The following is a 14,900-nucleotide window of genomic DNA, read 5'->3' on the forward strand; positions in this document are numbered from 1 at the left end:
GCCGAGGCGTGCGGTCAGGCCTGCGGCAGCGCGCCGGCGTTCGCTCCGGCGAGCAGCTCCTCGACCTGCTCGTGCGTCACGTCCACCCCCGGGAATCCGATGAGGCGGCCGATCGGGAACGACGCCATCATCTTCTCCATGGCCTCGTCGTTGGGCATCATCGATGCCGCCGACGAATCGGCGCCGCTCAGTTCGCCCAGGAAGCCGCCGAGCGCGCCCATCATGATCGGCCCCGCGACGGGGTGCGCCATCACATCGCCGATCGAGGAGTTCATGGTGAGGGGCAGCGAGACCACATCACCCGCCACCTCGACGGTCGCGGTGGAGCGGATGTCGCGGCTCGATGCCGCGACGTCGATGCGGTACTCGCCGGGCTCGACGATCCAGCGGTCGACGCGGACGTCCCAGTAGGCGAGGTCCTCGCGACGGATGACCAGCTCGACCGTCCGGGTCTCGCCCGCGGCGATCGCCACCGAGGCGAAGGCCTTGAGCTCGCGAGGCGCGCGCTGGACGACCGAGGACACCGGAGCGGCGTACACCTGCACGATCTCGCGGCCGTCGCGGGTTCCGGTGTTGGTCACGTCGACGCGCACGGCGATGTCACCGTTCTCGGCCGCTTCGACCGTTGCCTCGCCGTACGAGAAGGCCGTGTACGAGAGCCCGTGGCCGAACGGGAACGTGACATCGAGTCCCTTGGCGTCGTACCAGCGGTAGCCGACCAGCACTCCCTCGCCGTAGCGGACATGACCGAACTCGCCGGGGAAGCTGCCGAACGACGGGTTGTCCTCCACACGCACCGGCACCGTCTCGGTGAGCTTGCCCGACGGGTTCACGGCGCCGTAGAGCACGTCGGCGACCGCTCCGCCGCCCGCCTGTCCGAGCAGCCAGGTCTCGACGATCGCGGGCACCCGGTCGGCGAAGGGCAGCGCGACGACGCCGCCGTTCGAGAGCACGACGACCGTCGCGGGATTCGCCTCGATCACGGCGTCGAGCACCGCCAGCTGAGCCGCCGGAAGGTCGATGTGCTCGCGGTCGAAGCCCTCCGACTCCTCTGCGGCGGGGAGGCCGAGGAACACGACCGCGACATCCGCTGCGGACGCGGCGGCGACCGCCTCCGCGCGCAGGTCGTCAGCGGAGCGACCGGATGCGGCGGTGTCGCCGCCTTCCACGGCGAAGCCCGGCGCATATGCGACGTCGTCCCCACCGATCGCGCGCAGCTCGTCCAGCGCCTTGTCGACCCTGGTCGGGTTGATGAGCGACGATCCTGCTCCCTGGAATCGCGGCTCGGTGGCGAAGGCGCCGATGACCGCGATGCGCTGCTCGGGGGCGAGCGGCAGCAGGTCTCCGTCGTTCTTGAGCAGCACGATCGAGCGACCGGCCGCCTCCCTGGCGAGCGCATGGTGCGCGTCGACGTCGAGCGGGCCGGAGACGGCCGGACGCCGCTGCGCCTTGCGGACCAGATCGATCGCGCGGTCGGCCGCTGTGTCCAGCACGCTCTCAGCGAGCGCGCCCGCGCGCACGGCAGCGACGAGCTGCGCATCCGTCCGGCCTCCGGACGACGGCATCTCGAGATCGAGGCCGGCGGCGACGCCCGCCACACGGTCGTTCACGGCGCCCCAGTCCGACACGACGAGGCCGTCGAAGCCCCAGTCGTCGCGGAGCACCTGGGTGAGCAGCCAGGGGTCCTCCGATGCGTAGACGCCGTTGATGCGGTTGTACGAGCACATGACCGTCCATGGCTGAGCGTCCTTGACCACGCGCTCGAAGCCACGCAGGTAGATCTCGTGCAGCGGTCGCGGGTCGACGTCGGAGCTCGCCCGCATCCGGTCGAACTCCTGGTTGTTCGCGGCGAAGTGCTTCAGCGACGTGCCGACGCCCTGCGACTGCACACCGCGCACCGAGGCGGCACCCAGGGTTCCCGAGACGATCGGGTCTTCGGAGAAGTACTCGAAGTTGCGGCCGCACAGCGGCGACCGCTTGATGTTGATGCCGGGGCCCAGCACGATCGCGACGTCTTCGATGGCCGCCTCGACTCCGATGGCGGCTCCGACCCGCTCGATGAGCTCGGGGTCGAACGACGATCCGATGCCGACGGCCGGCGGGAAGCACGTCGCCGGCACGCTGCTCGAGAGGCCGAGGTGGTCGGTTCCCCCCGACTGCTTGCGCAGGCCGTGCGGCCCGTCGGTCATCATGATCGACGGCAGACCGACGCGATCGATGGCCTTCGTGGTCCAGAAGTCCGCGCCGCTCGTGAGCGACGCCTTCTCCTCGAGGGTGAGATCGGATGCCGAGGTGTCGGTCATGGTCTTCCTTTCGCGCGCGACAACGGTGTCTTGCGAAAACTATATGCCAGTAAGTATTGGATCTCAAACGTTGTTCAGGATTACTCTCGAGGAATGGCACGACGAGGTTCATACGCGAAGGGCGTCGCCAGGCGCGAGGAGATCCTCGAGAGCGCTCTCGATGTGATCGGCCGCAAGGGCTATCAGAACGCCTCACTCAAGCAGATAGCCGAACTCGTCGGCGTCACCCCGGCCGCCCTGCTGCACTACTTCGGCAGCAAGGAGGAGCTGTTCACCGAGGTGCTGCGCACGCGCGACGAACACGACGGGATGGCGCCGCAGACCTCGAACTCCGAAGACGCGAAGTCCGCCTTCGTCGACGTCATCCGCCACAACACCGAGGTCCCGGGTGTCGTGGAACTGTTCTCCCGACTCTCCGTCGATGCCGTCGACCCCGCGCATCCCGCGCATCAGTACTTCCTCGAGCGCAGCGAGCGACTCCGCGAGAGCATCACCGACGCCTTCGCCCACGATGCCGACCGTCGAGCCGCTCTCGATCCGGACACCATGGCGCGCGTGATCCAGGCGGTCGCCGACGGACTCCAACTGCAGTGGATGATCGACCGCTCGGTCGACATGCCCGGCATCATCAGCGCTCTGATGGATGTGCTCTACCCGCCGACCGATCAGCCCGACGCGCAACAGGGCTGAATGCGGAGAACCGCCCCTCGCGCTGTAGGCGAGGGGCGGTTCTTCGTGACGGAGAGTGCAGTCGGCGCGTCAGCGCACGTTCCCGTTCGAGCAGGTCTGCTGTGCGGCCGAGTTGCCCTTGATCGTGTCGGGCAGCGCCACCACGTTCTCGGGTGCGGCCGAGGGGTCCGGCGTCGCCGCCTCCGCTCCCGGCTCCGCCGGTGCCTGCGTTCCCGGGTCAGTGACGACGACGCCGTCGTTCTCGGTGTTCTGATGCGTGACCTGCAGCTGAGCGTTCTGGTTGATCGCGTCCCACATGGCCTCTGCTGACGCCTTGTCCGGCACGACGCGGTTGGGGTCGTCCGGGTCCGTGAAGGTCGGGTACTGCAGGAAGACGATGTCCTCGAAGGGCACGGACTTCACCGCGAGCGCGATCTGCACGATCTTCATCGGGTCGGCCAGCGACGTGCTCGCCTCGACGTTGTCGAGACCGGTCGTCGCGAGCTTCAGCATCATCGGCACGTTGCCGAGCGTCTCGCCGCTGATGAGCGTGCGCGCGAGGCTCGACATGTACTGCTGCTGGTTGCCGATGCGGCCGAGGTCGCTGCCGTCGCCGACTCCGTGTCGGGTCCGCAGGAACTGCAGCGCGGTGATGCCCTCGATCACATGGTTTCCGGCTGCGAGGTCGAGGCCCGTGTACCGGTCCTTGATCGGGGAGGCGAGGCACACCTCGACGCCGCCGATCGCGTTGGTGATCTCGATCACGCCGCCGAAGGTGACCGAGGCCGCGAACTGGATGTCCTGACCGGAGAGGTCGGAGACCGTCTTCGCGACGCAGTTGAGTCCTCCGTCGGTGTAGGCGACGTTGATCTGCTGCTTGTTCATCGCGGAGTGCACCTCGCCCTCTGCGTCCTCGCACTCGGGGATCGGGACCATCATGTCGCGCGGAAGGCTGACGACGGTGATCCGGCGCGGCTCCTCCGACACATGCATGAGGAGGTTCACGTCGTTGAGGGTGCCTTCGGAGTCCGCGCCCGTGCAGCGGTCGCCGAAGTACTGCGCGTACGCCTCTTCGCACGTGTCGACACCGGTGAGCAGCAGATTGAATCCGCCCTTGTACTCACTGATGTCGGGCGGCAGCTCCTCGGTGCTGTCGAGTTCGACAGCGTTGGCCGAGACCGTGCTCGAGAGGTCGTAGACGATGTAGGAGACGACGCCGAAGCCGCTCACCAGGACGACGGCGAGACCGATCGCGATGAATTTGAGCAGTTGACTGAGGGGGCCCGGCGTGTGGAGCTGACCGTGGCGCGCGATGGTGCGGCGGCGTCGCGTGGTGGGACTCACTCGGGGCCTTTCGGTTCAGCGTACGGCGCGGAGGCACCGTCCCTGGAATGCGGAGGGTGTGGGATTCGAACCCACGAGACATCTCTGCCCACTGGTTTTCAAGACCAGCTCCATCGGCCACTCGGACAACCCTCCCGACAGACGAATCTGCCGACAAGCCGTGAGTCTAGCCGAGTTCTATTCTCCCGCGCTGACCTGGGCGGCCGCTGGAAGCGTGTTCAGCGCCATCGCGAGACCGCCGTCCTCGACATCGCCGGTCACCTCGCCCGCGGCATCCTTCACCTCTGTCGGCGCCTGCCCCATGGCGACCGCCCGGCCGTCGAGACCCAGCGCCCAGCCGAACATGCCGATGTCGTTGCGCCCGTCGCCGGCCACGAAGACGTGCCCGCGCTCGAAGCCGAGCTCGGCGCGCACGCGCTCCAGCGCCGTGCCCTTGTCCACTCCCTGCGGTGCGATGTCGAGCCAGGCCGTCCAGCCGATCGCGTAGGAGACCTCATTCAGCCCGGCGTCCGCCACGAGGCGGTGGAAGTCCTCCTCATCGTGCCCGGGAGAGACGACGACGACACGGGACACCGGTTCGGCGACGAGCTCTTCGAAGCCGACCTGCCGTCCGCCGTCGAGCGTCCAGTCGTCCAGGTGCTCGGTGTAGAGCCGCAGCCCTGACCCGAGCTCGACCATGTAGCGGGCTTCCGGGAGCCGCTCGCGCAGCAGAGCGAGCACGGGAGACGGATCGAACGTCTCGATGTGCCACCGCTCCCAGTCGTCTCCCACACGGCGCATGGTCACCGCACCGTTCGAGCACACCACGAAATCGGCGGTCAGCTCGAGCTGCTCGACGTAGCGACGCGTCGCCATCCAGCTGCGTCCGGTGGCGATCGTAACCACATGGCCGGCGTCTCGCAGGCGCGCGACCGCCTCGGGAACACCGGGACTCATCGTCTCGTCCTGCAGGATGATCGTGCCGTCGACGTCGAGCCCGACGAGCCAGGGAGCTGTCACGCGGTCGGCTCCAGAACCTCGAGCCCACCGAGGTACGGGCGCAGCACCTCCGGCACGCGGACCGATCCGTCGGCCTGCTGGTGCGTCTCGAGCAGCGCGACGATCCATCGGGTCGTCGCGAGGGTGCCGTTGAGGGTGGCGACCGGCTGCGTCTTCGCGGTCTGCCCCTCCTGAGCCTCGGGTCGGTGGCGGATGTCGAGACGACGCGCCTGATACGTCGTGCAGTTCGAGGTGGAGGTGAGCTCGCGGAACGCGCCCTGCGTCGGGACCCACGCCTCGATGTCGTACTTGCGTGCGGCGCTGGAGCCCAGGTCGCCGGCGGCGACGTCGATCACGCGGTAGGCGAGACCGAGCGAGGTCAGCATCTCCTCCTGCAGCGCGACGAGGCGCAGGTGCTCGGCCTCCGCGTCCTCCGGGTTGGTGTAGACGAACATCTCGAGCTTGTTGAACTGGTGCACCCGGATGATGCCGCGGGTGTCCTTGCCATGGGAGCCCGCCTCGCGGCGGTAGCAGGTCGACCATCCGGCGTACCGCAGCGCGCCTTTGCCGAGGTCGAGGATCTCGTCCTTGTGGTATCCGGCGAGTGCGACCTCGCTGGTGCCGACGAGGTAGAGGTCGTCGTCCTTGTCCAGGTGATACACCTCGTCGGCGTGCTCGCCGAGGAATCCGGTGCCCTGCATGATCTCGGGCCGCACCAGGGTGGGCGTGATCAGCGGGATGAAGTCGTTCTGCAGCGCCTTGTCGAGGGCGAGGTTCATGAGCGCGATCTCGAGCCGCGCTCCGATCCCGCGCAGGAAGTAGAAGCGGGCGCCCGACACCTTCGCGCCGCGCTCCATGTCGATCGCGCCGAGGATCTCGCCGAGCTCGAGGTGGTCTCGCGGCTCGAAGTCGAATGCGGGGACCTCGCCCACGCGTCGCAGCTCGACGAAGTCCGCCTCGCCGCCCGCGGGGACGCCGTCGACGACGACGTTCTCGATGCGTGCGAGAGCCACCGCCAGGGCGTCTGCCGCCTCGTTCGCCGCCTGCTGCGCCTTCTTGACGCGCTCGGCGAGGTCTTTGACCTGAGCGACGAGCGCCGCCTTCTCCTCCTTGGGAGCCTTCGCCACCAGCTTGCCGAAGGCGTTCTGCTCGGCGCGCAGCTCTTCGAACGCGGCGAGCGCCGCTCGGCGCGATCGGTCAGCCTCGAGCGCGGTGTCGACGGTGCCCTGGTCATTGCCACGGGCGGCCTGAGAGCGGCGGACGATCTCCGGATTTTCGCGGAGGAGTGCGAGGTCGATCATCCATCAAGTCTATGGTGCGGCCCGGGCGCGTCCGCCGCGTCCGGGCGGGCCGACGCCCGGGCTAGAGTAGCGCCATGACCACGAGCGCCACCGGCCGACGCCAGGCAGCGCTCGTCTACAACCCGATCAAGGTCGACGGGAAGCAGCTGCGGGCGCGAGTCCGCGCTCTCTCGCACGAGGCCGGGTGGGAGCATCCGGCCTTCTATCCGACCACGATCGAGGATCCCGGTCAGGGTGCGACGGCCGAGGCCCTCGCACGCGGCGTGGATGTCGTGCTGGTGGCCGGCGGGGACGGCACGGTACGCGCTGTCTCCGAGGCCATCGCCAACACCGGGGTGCCGCTCGCGATCCTGCCGAGTGGCACGGGCAACCTGCTGGCGCGCAATCTCGGACTCCCGCTGGCCGACCCCGACGAGATGATCCGCGCGGCGCTGGGCGAATTCCGCCACGCGATCGACATCGGCTGGGCGCGTCTGACGAGAGAGAGCGGGGAAGACGAGGAGCACGCCTACGTCGTTCTCGCCGGCGTCGGGCTGGATGCCGACATGATCGCCAACACGCGCCCCGACCTCAAGAAGTCGGTCGGCTGGATCGCGTACGTCGACGGCGCGGCGAGGTCGCTCGTGAGCGCCGAGCCGTTCCGATCCGTGTTCCAGATCGACGACGGCCGCCTGCACTCGACGAAGGTGCACAGCATCCTGTTCGCCAATTGCGGGACCCTGCCTGCGGGAATCGCGCTGATCCCCGACGCCTCCATCACCGACGGCGTCCTCGACGTCGCCGTGATCCAGCCGACCGGCGTCTGGGGCTGGCTCGGCGTGTGGCGCAAGATCTGGTGGGACAACTCGGTGCTGCGACGCTCGCGCGCCGGCCGTCGCGTGCTCGAGCGACGGGGCCGGGACGCATCGGTGCACTACTTCCGCGGAGCCGTCGCCGAAGCCGCGGTGACCTCTCCCACCCCGATCGAGCTCGACGGCGACGAGTTCGGGACAGCGGTGCGCATCACGTGCCGGGTCGATCCCGGGGCTCTTCTGCTGGCGCTCCCCGCCGATCACCCGGTCGCATCGCTCTGATCCACCGGGGCGCGCACTTCTTACAGCGTCAGCTGCGCACCTCGACCGTGCCGTCGAGGTTCCCGCCGACGAGCGTGAGGGTGAAGGCGTCATCATCGACGGCGTCCTCGCCGAATTCCAGGATCGTCGCGCGCGGTGCCATGTCCATGGTGCACACCTGATCGTCGTCGGTCGTGAAGGTCGCGGTGCCCGATGCACCAGATCCCTCGAGGCTCTCGACCACCGGGGGCAGCCTGACGAGCCCCACGTGAGCAGCACCAGCGAGCCGTCATCGAACCAGCCGGCACTCGGCGCGTACTCCGTCGATGAGCCGGGGGTGCCGGTGAACGACGGGTCGCCGTCGAGCTCGACGTCGTCGACCATGTCGCCGTAGGTCACCTGCAGAGTGATCTCCTTCGTCGGGTCGACTCCCTCGGGCAGTGCGCCGACGCTCGCGCGGGAGGCCAGGTCAGCGGTGCACGCCTTCTCGCCGTCCGTCTCTGACTCCGGCTCGACCAGCGTCACCGATACCGTCTGCCCCTCGGCCGTCACCGTGTCGACCTGGGGAACGCACGTCGAGGAGCCCCACGTCACCACGGCGAACATGCGGCCGTCATCGAGCAGCGTGCCTTCGACGTCGTCCGAATCGTCGGTGCTCTGCCCGGGCCCGCTCGAGGGGTTCGAGGTCGCCTGCGATCCTGTGGCCCCGGGGCCGATCGTGCACCCCGCGATCAGCAGCAGAGCGGCCAGGGACGAGAGAGCGGCGACGACACGCGACGGGGAAGCCATGCACACAGGGTACCGGCCGCGGTCTGCCGAAAGCACCCCCTATCGGCGCCCTATTGCAGCGCCGAGGTGAGACGGGCGAGGTTGTCGAGGACTGTCGACCGGAGCGGCTGCTGCATCCACTCCTCGAGAGTGAGCTCCCGGCTGAGCGAGCGGTAGACGTCTTCGACCGCGCGCATCTCGAGGACGAACTCCTCGCCGCGGACGAGCATCGACACCTCGAGGTTCAGACCGAACGAGCGCATGTCCATGTTGCTCGAGCCGATCACGGCGACCTGGTCGTCGATGGTCAGACTCTTCGTGTGCAGGATGTACGGCTTGCGATACATCCAGATCCGCACCCCGGCCTTCAGCAGCGCCTCGTAGTAGCTGCGCTGGGCGTGGTACACCATCGCCTGGTCGCCCTCTTCGGAGACGAACAGCTCGACCGCGACCCCTCGGTCGACCGCTGCGGTGACCGCGAGCAGCAGCGCTTCATCCGGCACGAAGTACGGGCTGACGATCATGATCTTCTCTTTGGCCGCGTAGAGCAGCCCGAGGAACAGGCGCAGGTTGTTCTCGACCTCGAACCCCGGTCCCGACGGCACGACCTGGCAGTCCAGGTCGCCCGAGCCCGTCTCGGCGTGCGAGATGTCGATCTCCTGCAGTACCTCGTCGGTCTCGCTGTACCAGTCGCTGAGGAAGATGGCGTTCACGCTCAGCACGACGGGCCCGTCGATGCGGACCATGAGGTCGACCCAGTGCAGACCCCGCTTGATGTTCTTGGGAAGGTTGTAGGTCGAGTCGGTGACGTTCTGGGAGCCGAGGAACGCGACCTTGCCGTCGACCACGAGGAGCTTGCGGTGGTTGCGCAGGTCGGGCCGCTGCATGCGTCCCTTCAGCGGCTGCACCGGCAGCATCAGGTGCCAGTTCGCGCCCATCCGATTGAGCCGGGCGACGGTCTTCCGGTACTTCGGCTTCCACCTGTTCGCCCAGTGGTCCAGCAGCACGCGGACATGCACGCCGCGTTCTGCCACCTCTTCCATCGCGCGGAAGAAGTTGTCCGTCGACGCATCGGACTGGAGGATGTAGAACTCGATGTGGACGTAGTCCTGGGCCTTGCGGATCTCGTCGGCCATCGCGTCGAGCGAGTCCTGATAGTCCGCGATCAGATGCGCGCCGTTGTCGCCGGAGATCGGCAGCGCTCCGAGACGGTGGTTCATCTCGACGAGCGGGGGAACCAGCTCGGCGCATTCGGGCGCAGGGTGCCGAAGTGCAGGTGCTCGCTCGTCTCGGCGATGTACTCGTTGATCTGATCCTGCTTGCGACGCCGCGCTCGCGGCAGCCGTGGATTTCCGATGAGCAGGAAGAGGAACACGCCGACGAACGGGATGAAGAAGACCGCGAGCAGCCAGGCCATCGCCGCCGTGGGACGCCGGTTGCGCGGGATGATGATGATCGCCGTGATGCGGATGGTCAGGTCGAGGGCGATCAGGAACGCCGCGGTCCACCAAGCCCAGATCTCGGGCGTCATCCCTCGTCCTCTCGGCCGCTCGGCACTTCGACGCCGGGCGCTTCAGTGGGCACCGATGACGGTGCGCTGGCTACACAGTAGCCGATGGTTCCGACGCCGCTCAGGAGCGCGGCGGCAGACCGCGTGCGGCCCGCTCCTCGGCTTCGATCCGTGCGTGCACCTTGCGTTCGGTGCGATCGAACCGCAGGATTCCGCGGAGCACGAAGAAGAACACGACGCTCACCCCGATGGTCGGGATGAGCGACCATGCGGCTGCGAGCCAGAAGTTCTCCATGGCTCCATGGTACGCGACTCACTACCCCACTGCTCCTCCACACTCGGGCATAGAAGGGGGAAAGGCCATCGGCGCTGTGGAGACCGACCGCGAGCGTGCTCGTGCGATGAGACTCGCCGGATGACAACACTGCTCCGCGCTTCCGGCTCCGCTGAGTTCCTCAGCATCGTCCCCTCTGTCGCAGGCTTCACTCCGACTGAGAGCCTCGTCCTGCTGCCGTTCCGTGGCACACGCACGTACGGCGCGATGCGACTCGACCTCCCCCGCAGCCACGACGACCTCGCCGACTACGCGGATGCCGCGGTCGGCCTCGTCTCGCGAGTCGAGCGGACGGATGCGGTCGCCCTCGTGGTCTATACGGATGACACCGTGCAGCTCACACGCGACGGGCTGGTGCTCCCCTTCGCCGTCGAGGTCGATGAAGTGCTGGGTCGGGCGGAGGACGCCGGACTGCGTATCGTCGACGCGCTCTGCGTGACCCCCGACGGGTGGTCGAGCTACCTCGACGGCGATCCGCAGGTCCGCCGTCTCGACCGCCTCGCACCCGAGGTGCCGGGCGTCGGCGACGTCTCCGGGGACCAGCTGTCCGGTGCTGCTCTTCCTGCGGTCGGCTTCGCCGACAAGGAGCGGGTGGGGCGCGCACTGCGTGACGTCGGCGGTCTCCTCGAACGAGGCGGCACACCTGGGGCGACGGGCACGGAGAACCCTCAGGCGATCGCGGCGCTCGTGCTCCTCGAGGACATCCCGGCCTTCTTCGAGTCCGTTCTGGCATCCCCGGACGATCTGCCGCCGTTCGCCACCGCGGCCCTCCTGTGGTGCCTCGATCGCCCGCTCTTCCGAGACGTCGCGCTGACCCAATGGGCGACCGATGCGCGCGGCGGCGAGCGCACGCTCCAGGCGCAGCTCGACTTCGCGGGCGCGACGACCAGGGTGCCCGACGACCTGGGCGATGTCTTCCTCGGCCGGGGACCCACTCCTGATCCGCAGCGACTCGCAGTCGCCCTCTCACTCGTCCGCACGGCTGCCGCTCTCGCCCCGCCTGCCGCGAGACCCGCTCCGCTCACCGCTGCGGCATGGCTCTCGTGGGCACTCGGCCGCTCGAGCCATGCCGCGCAGTACCTCGATCTCGTGCGGGCGATCGATCCCGAGTACGGTCTCGCCGCGCTGCTCGCGTCGATGATCGACGCGGCGATGCTGCCGGAGTGGGCGTTCAGACGCGGCGCGACGCCCGCTATTTGACGAGGGGGAAGAGGATGGTCTCGCGGATGCCGAGCCCGGTGATCGCCATCAGCAGGCGATCGATGCCCATGCCCATGCCCCCGGACGGCGGCATGCCGTGCTCGAGCGCACGCAGGAACTCCTCATCGACCGGCATCGCCTCGACGTCACCGCGGGCAGCGAGCTTCGCCTGCTCGACGAAGCGCTCGCGCTGGATGACGGGGTCGACGAGCTCGGAGTATCCGGTCGCCAGCTCGAACCCGCGGATGTACAGATCCCACTTCTCCACGACGCCCTCGATCGAGCGGTGCTCGCGGACGAGGGGCGAGGTGTCGACGGGGAAGTCCATGACGAAGGTCGGGCGCACGAGGTCGCCCTTCACGAAGTGCTCCCACAGCTCTTCGACGAGCTTGCCGTGCGTGGCCTGAGCGGGCAGGTCCACGCCGTTCGCCTCGGCGAAGGCGATCAGGTCCTCGACCGGATCGCTCGGGGTGATCGTGCGACCGGATGCCGCCGACAGCGACTCGTACATCGAGATGCGATCCCATTCGCCACCGAGGTCGTATTCGGTGCCGTCCGCCCAGGTGACCGTGGTCGAACCGGCGACCGCGATCGCCGCCTGCTGCACCAGCTCCTGCGTCAGCGCGGCCATCTGGTTGTAGTCGCCATAGGCCTGATAGGCCTCGAGCATCGCGAACTCGGGGCTGTGGGTCGAGTCTGCGCCCTCGTTGCGGAAGTTGCGGTTGATCTCGTACACCCGCTCGATGCCACCGACCACGGCACGCTTCAGGTACAGCTCGGGCGCGATCCGCAGGTAGAGCTCCGTGTCGAACGCGTTCGAATGGGTGACGAACGGGCGAGCGGATGCTCCACCGTGCTGCACCTGCAGCATCGGGGTCTCGACCTCGAGGTAGTCGTGGCTGCCGAACGTCGCTCGCAGGCTCGCGTTCACCGCCGCACGAGCGCGGACAGTCGTGCGCGCCTGCTCGCGGACGATCAGGTCGAGGTAGCGGCTGCGGACCCGGCCCTCTTCACTGAGCTCCGAGTAAGCATTCGGCAGAGGCAGGATCGCCTTCGAGGCGATCGCCCACCCGTCGGCCATGATCGACAGCTCGCCGCGGCGGCTGGAGATCACCTCGCCGTGCACGAAGACGTGATCCCCGAGGTCGACGTACTCCTTCCAATCGGCGAGCGACTGCTCCCCGACGTTCGCGAGCGAGATCATCGCCTGGATCCGCGAGCCGTCGCCGGCCTGCAGCGTCGCGAAGCACAGCTTGCCCGTATTGCGACTGAACACCACACGACCTGCGACTCCGACGACGACGCCCGTCTCGGCACCCGCCTCGAGCTCGCCGTACTCGGCGCGCAGCGCCGGGATCTGGTGAGTCACCGGCACGCTGACAGGGAACGCTCCCCGCCGGCATCCGCGCGGTTCGCGACCAGACGCTCGCGCTTCGCCAGGCGCACGGCCTTCTGCTCGTGGACGTCTTCTTCGGTGGCGGCGGTGGTCGTCTCGGGCGCGGCAGACGCGTCAGTCATTCGGGGCTCCTTGAAAGTCGTGTCCAGTTTACCGAGGTCCGACCCCTGACCCTGCGGTCGAGTCTGGGTAGCCTCGAAGCATGGCAGCCACCAGACTCGCCCGCACGCTCGTCACGATCGGTCTCACCGCCGCTGCACTGCTCGTGCCCACGACACCGGCAGCTGCAGCAGCAGCGGGACCCGCACCCGCCGCCGGCGCCTCGACCGCAATCCGCGCCGACGTGGACGACTTCTCCTACGCATCGTGGGATGCACGGTACGAGGTGGGTCTCGACGACGACGGCCGCTCGCACATGCACGTCACCGAGTCCCTCACGGCTCGATTCCCCGAGGTCGATCAGAACAAGGGGATCGTCCGCGGCCTTCCGACGAGCTACGAGAACGCGTGGCTCGATGTGCGAGTGCTGTCGGTGACCGACGAGACCGGGGCCGACGTGCCCTACGAGACCGAGCAGGAGGACGGGCTGCTGCTGGTGCTCACCGGCGACGACGACTACGTGCGCGGACTCACGACCTACGTGATCGAATACGAGATGCGCGACGTGATCCTGGCGGCAGACCCCGGAGTCGACGAGTTCTACTGGGACCTGCTTCCTCTCGACAGCACGCAGCCCGTCGAGGACTTCCGTGCGGAGATCGTGTTCGACGAGACGATGACGGATCGGATGACCGGAAACGCCCGCTGCTACACCGGCTACCAGGGATCGACGAACGAGTGCGACCTCGTCGCGTCGCCCGACGGCGCGCACTTCGCTGTCGAGGCGAAAGAGCTCTCCCCCGGCGAGGGGATCACGGTCGCCGTCGGATTCGACCCCGGCACCGCTGTGCAGCCGTCGGCGCGGCAGCCCGATCCCGTGACCGACACCGTTCCCGCGATCGCGGCACTGGGCGGGCTCGGGCTCTCGGTCGGAAGCTGGATCGCCGTGTCGGCGTTCAAGAAGAAGCGACGCACATCCAGCGGCATCATCGTCGCGCAGTACGACGTGCCGGATTCGCTGCCGCCACTGCTGGCCGCCGGGATCGTGCCCGGCGCCAAAGACCCGATCCCCGCAGAGATCATCCACCTCGCGGTACGCGGCCTGCTGCGCATCGAGGAGGGCACCGACGTCGAGCAGCCACGGCTGCGACGCCTTCCGGGTGGGAGGATTCCTGACGAGCTCGACGCCCAGGCACTGGATGCGCTCTTCGTCGGCGCCGACGCCGCAGGAGTCGCCGAGGTTCCGAGTTCGAGCGAAGACTTCGCGGCCCGCATGAAGACGCTGTCGCAGAGCGGCATCGAGGCAGCGGTGTCACGCGGCCTCACCACCAAGGCGCGCAGCAGGGGCGCGATGATCCTGCAGTGGTGTGCGATCGGCGTCGTGCTCGCAGGCTTCACCCTCGGCCTCTGGGGGATCATCGGCGGACGTGTCACAGCGATTCCTGCGTTCGTCGCGATCGCGTTCGGTGTCTTCCTCGTTCTCCTGTCCTCCTTCTACGGCTTCTCGAAGCACACCGTCCTCACCGCCGAAGGCGCCCGACTGTACGAATACCTCATGGGCGTCAGGGAGTTCATCCGCGTCGCCGAAGCCGACCGACTCCGGATGCTCCAGTCGTACACGGGCGCCGAGAGGCGACAGGACGGCAGCGCGAACGTGATCGTCGTCTACGAGCGCCTGCTCCCCTACGCGATGCTGTTCGGCATGGAGAACGAATGGGGCGCCATTCTCGAGCAGGTGTACGCCTACGAGCAACGAGGCGCGTCGTGGATCGGGGATCCCAGCGCGCCCTTCGTCCGCGGTCAGCTCGTGGCGTTCGCTGCGACGTCGCACGCGTCCGCGACGTACGCGGCACCGAGTGCGAGCTCGTCGTCGAGCGCAGGCGGATCGTTCGGCGGCGGCTTCTCCGGCGGAGGCGGTGGAGGCGGCTTCTCGGGCGGTCGCTGAC

The 14,900-nt window shown here is 68.2% G+C and carries 11 protein-coding genes, 1 tRNA gene and 2 pseudogenes; 5 read left to right on the top strand and 9 right to left on the bottom strand.

Going from position 1 to position 14,900, the window contains the following annotated elements; translation table 11 throughout:
- Positions 1–14: 14 nt before the first annotated feature.
- On the bottom strand, positions 15–2,303 hold the full coding sequence (locus tag ACZZ93_RS08120; protein WP_463510834.1) for a glycoside hydrolase family 3 C-terminal domain-containing protein: 2,289 nt from the start codon (positions 2,301–2,303) through the stop codon (positions 15–17).
- 93 nt (positions 2,304–2,396) lie between these two features.
- On the opposite strand from ACZZ93_RS08120, the gene ACZZ93_RS08125 reads away from it, so the two are divergent.
- On the top strand, positions 2,397–2,993 hold the full coding sequence (locus ACZZ93_RS08125) for a TetR/AcrR family transcriptional regulator (RefSeq protein WP_463510835.1): 597 nt from the start codon (positions 2,397–2,399) through the stop codon (positions 2,991–2,993).
- A gap of 69 nt (positions 2,994–3,062) precedes the next feature.
- Here ACZZ93_RS08125 and ACZZ93_RS08130 read toward each other — a convergent pair whose 3' ends face one another.
- The 4 genes from ACZZ93_RS08130 to serS all read right to left on the bottom strand — a co-directional run bounded on the left by ACZZ93_RS08130 (position 3,063) and on the right by serS (position 6,595).
- Positions 3,063–4,316, bottom strand: a complete 1,254-nt coding sequence (locus ACZZ93_RS08130) for an LCP family protein (RefSeq protein WP_072590709.1) — start codon at positions 4,314–4,316, stop codon at positions 3,063–3,065.
- A gap of 50 nt (positions 4,317–4,366) precedes the next feature.
- A tRNA-Ser gene (locus tag ACZZ93_RS08135) sits at positions 4,367–4,451 on the bottom strand.
- 42 nt (positions 4,452–4,493) lie between these two features.
- Positions 4,494–5,315 (bottom strand): HAD family hydrolase, encoded by an 822-nt coding sequence (locus tag ACZZ93_RS08140; RefSeq protein ID WP_463510836.1) that lies wholly within the window; start codon positions 5,313–5,315, stop codon positions 4,494–4,496.
- Positions 5,312–6,595 (bottom strand): serine--tRNA ligase, encoded by a 1,284-nt coding sequence (gene serS, locus ACZZ93_RS08145; RefSeq protein WP_463510837.1) that lies wholly within the window; start codon positions 6,593–6,595, stop codon positions 5,312–5,314. Before serS ends, ACZZ93_RS08140 begins: the two co-directional genes overlap by 4 nt.
- A 74-nt stretch (positions 6,596–6,669) precedes the next feature.
- On the opposite strand from serS, the gene ACZZ93_RS08150 reads away from it, so the two are divergent.
- Positions 6,670–7,668: a diacylglycerol/lipid kinase family protein gene (locus ACZZ93_RS08150; RefSeq protein WP_053098739.1), complete on the top strand. Its 999-nt coding sequence runs from the start codon at positions 6,670–6,672 to the stop codon at positions 7,666–7,668.
- A 28-nt stretch (positions 7,669–7,696) separates the two neighbouring features.
- Here ACZZ93_RS08150 and ACZZ93_RS08155 read toward each other — a convergent pair whose 3' ends face one another.
- Positions 7,697–7,891: a hypothetical protein gene (locus tag ACZZ93_RS08155; protein WP_463510838.1), complete on the bottom strand. Its 195-nt coding sequence runs from the start codon at positions 7,889–7,891 to the stop codon at positions 7,697–7,699.
- 24 nt (positions 7,892–7,915) lie between these two features.
- On the opposite strand from ACZZ93_RS08155, the gene ACZZ93_RS08160 reads away from it, so the two are divergent.
- Positions 7,916–8,041: a hypothetical protein gene (locus tag ACZZ93_RS08160; protein ID WP_463510839.1), complete on the top strand. Its 126-nt coding sequence runs from the start codon at positions 7,916–7,918 to the stop codon at positions 8,039–8,041.
- 445 nt (positions 8,042–8,486) lie between these two features.
- Here the strand turns inward: ACZZ93_RS08160 and cls are convergent.
- Positions 8,487–9,946: pseudogene (gene cls / locus ACZZ93_RS08165) on the bottom strand (cardiolipin synthase).
- A gap of 100 nt (positions 9,947–10,046) precedes the next feature.
- The gene (locus tag ACZZ93_RS08170) at positions 10,047–10,220 is read right to left on the bottom strand and encodes a hypothetical protein (RefSeq protein ID WP_171821981.1); all 174 of its coding nucleotides are present in this window, start codon (positions 10,218–10,220) and stop codon (positions 10,047–10,049) included.
- Between the two features lie 120 nt (positions 10,221–10,340).
- On the opposite strand from ACZZ93_RS08170, the gene ACZZ93_RS08175 reads away from it, so the two are divergent.
- Positions 10,341–11,459, top strand: coding sequence for a DUF4192 family protein (locus ACZZ93_RS08175; protein WP_463510840.1), 1,119 nt, complete (start codon positions 10,341–10,343; stop codon positions 11,457–11,459).
- Here the strand turns inward: ACZZ93_RS08175 and lysS are convergent.
- Positions 11,452–12,977, bottom strand: a pseudogene (gene lysS, locus ACZZ93_RS08180) (lysine--tRNA ligase). The gene ACZZ93_RS08175 and the pseudogene lysS sit on opposite strands and share 8 nt — an antisense overlap.
- 80 nt (positions 12,978–13,057) lie before the next feature.
- On the opposite strand from lysS, the gene ACZZ93_RS08185 reads away from it, so the two are divergent.
- The gene (locus tag ACZZ93_RS08185; RefSeq protein ID WP_463510841.1) at positions 13,058–14,899 is read left to right on the top strand and encodes a DUF2207 domain-containing protein; all 1,842 of its coding nucleotides are present in this window, start codon (positions 13,058–13,060) and stop codon (positions 14,897–14,899) included.
- Position 14,900 lies beyond the last annotated feature (1 nt).

This window comes from Microbacterium sp. AC026 (assembly GCF_979258475.1).

Bases quoted from the DNA above. Each gene is read 5' to 3' on its own strand.
- ACZZ93_RS08120 (WP_463510834.1), bottom strand. From the start codon at position 2,303: ATGACCGACACCTCGGCATCCGATCTCACCCTCGAGGAGAAGGCGTCG.
- ACZZ93_RS08125 (WP_463510835.1), top strand. From the start codon at position 2,397: ATGGCACGACGAGGTTCATACGCGAAGGGCGTCGCCAGGCGCGAGGAG.
- serS (WP_463510837.1), bottom strand. From the start codon at position 6,595: ATGATCGACCTCGCACTCCTCCGCGAAAATCCGGAGATCGTCCGCCGC.
- ACZZ93_RS08150 (WP_053098739.1), top strand. From the start codon at position 6,670: ATGACCACGAGCGCCACCGGCCGACGCCAGGCAGCGCTCGTCTACAAC.
- ACZZ93_RS08170 (WP_171821981.1), bottom strand. From the start codon at position 10,220: ATGGAGAACTTCTGGCTCGCAGCCGCATGGTCGCTCATCCCGACCATC.
- ACZZ93_RS08175 (WP_463510840.1), top strand. From the start codon at position 10,341: ATGACAACACTGCTCCGCGCTTCCGGCTCCGCTGAGTTCCTCAGCATC.
- ACZZ93_RS08185 (WP_463510841.1), top strand. From the start codon at position 13,058: ATGGCAGCCACCAGACTCGCCCGCACGCTCGTCACGATCGGTCTCACC.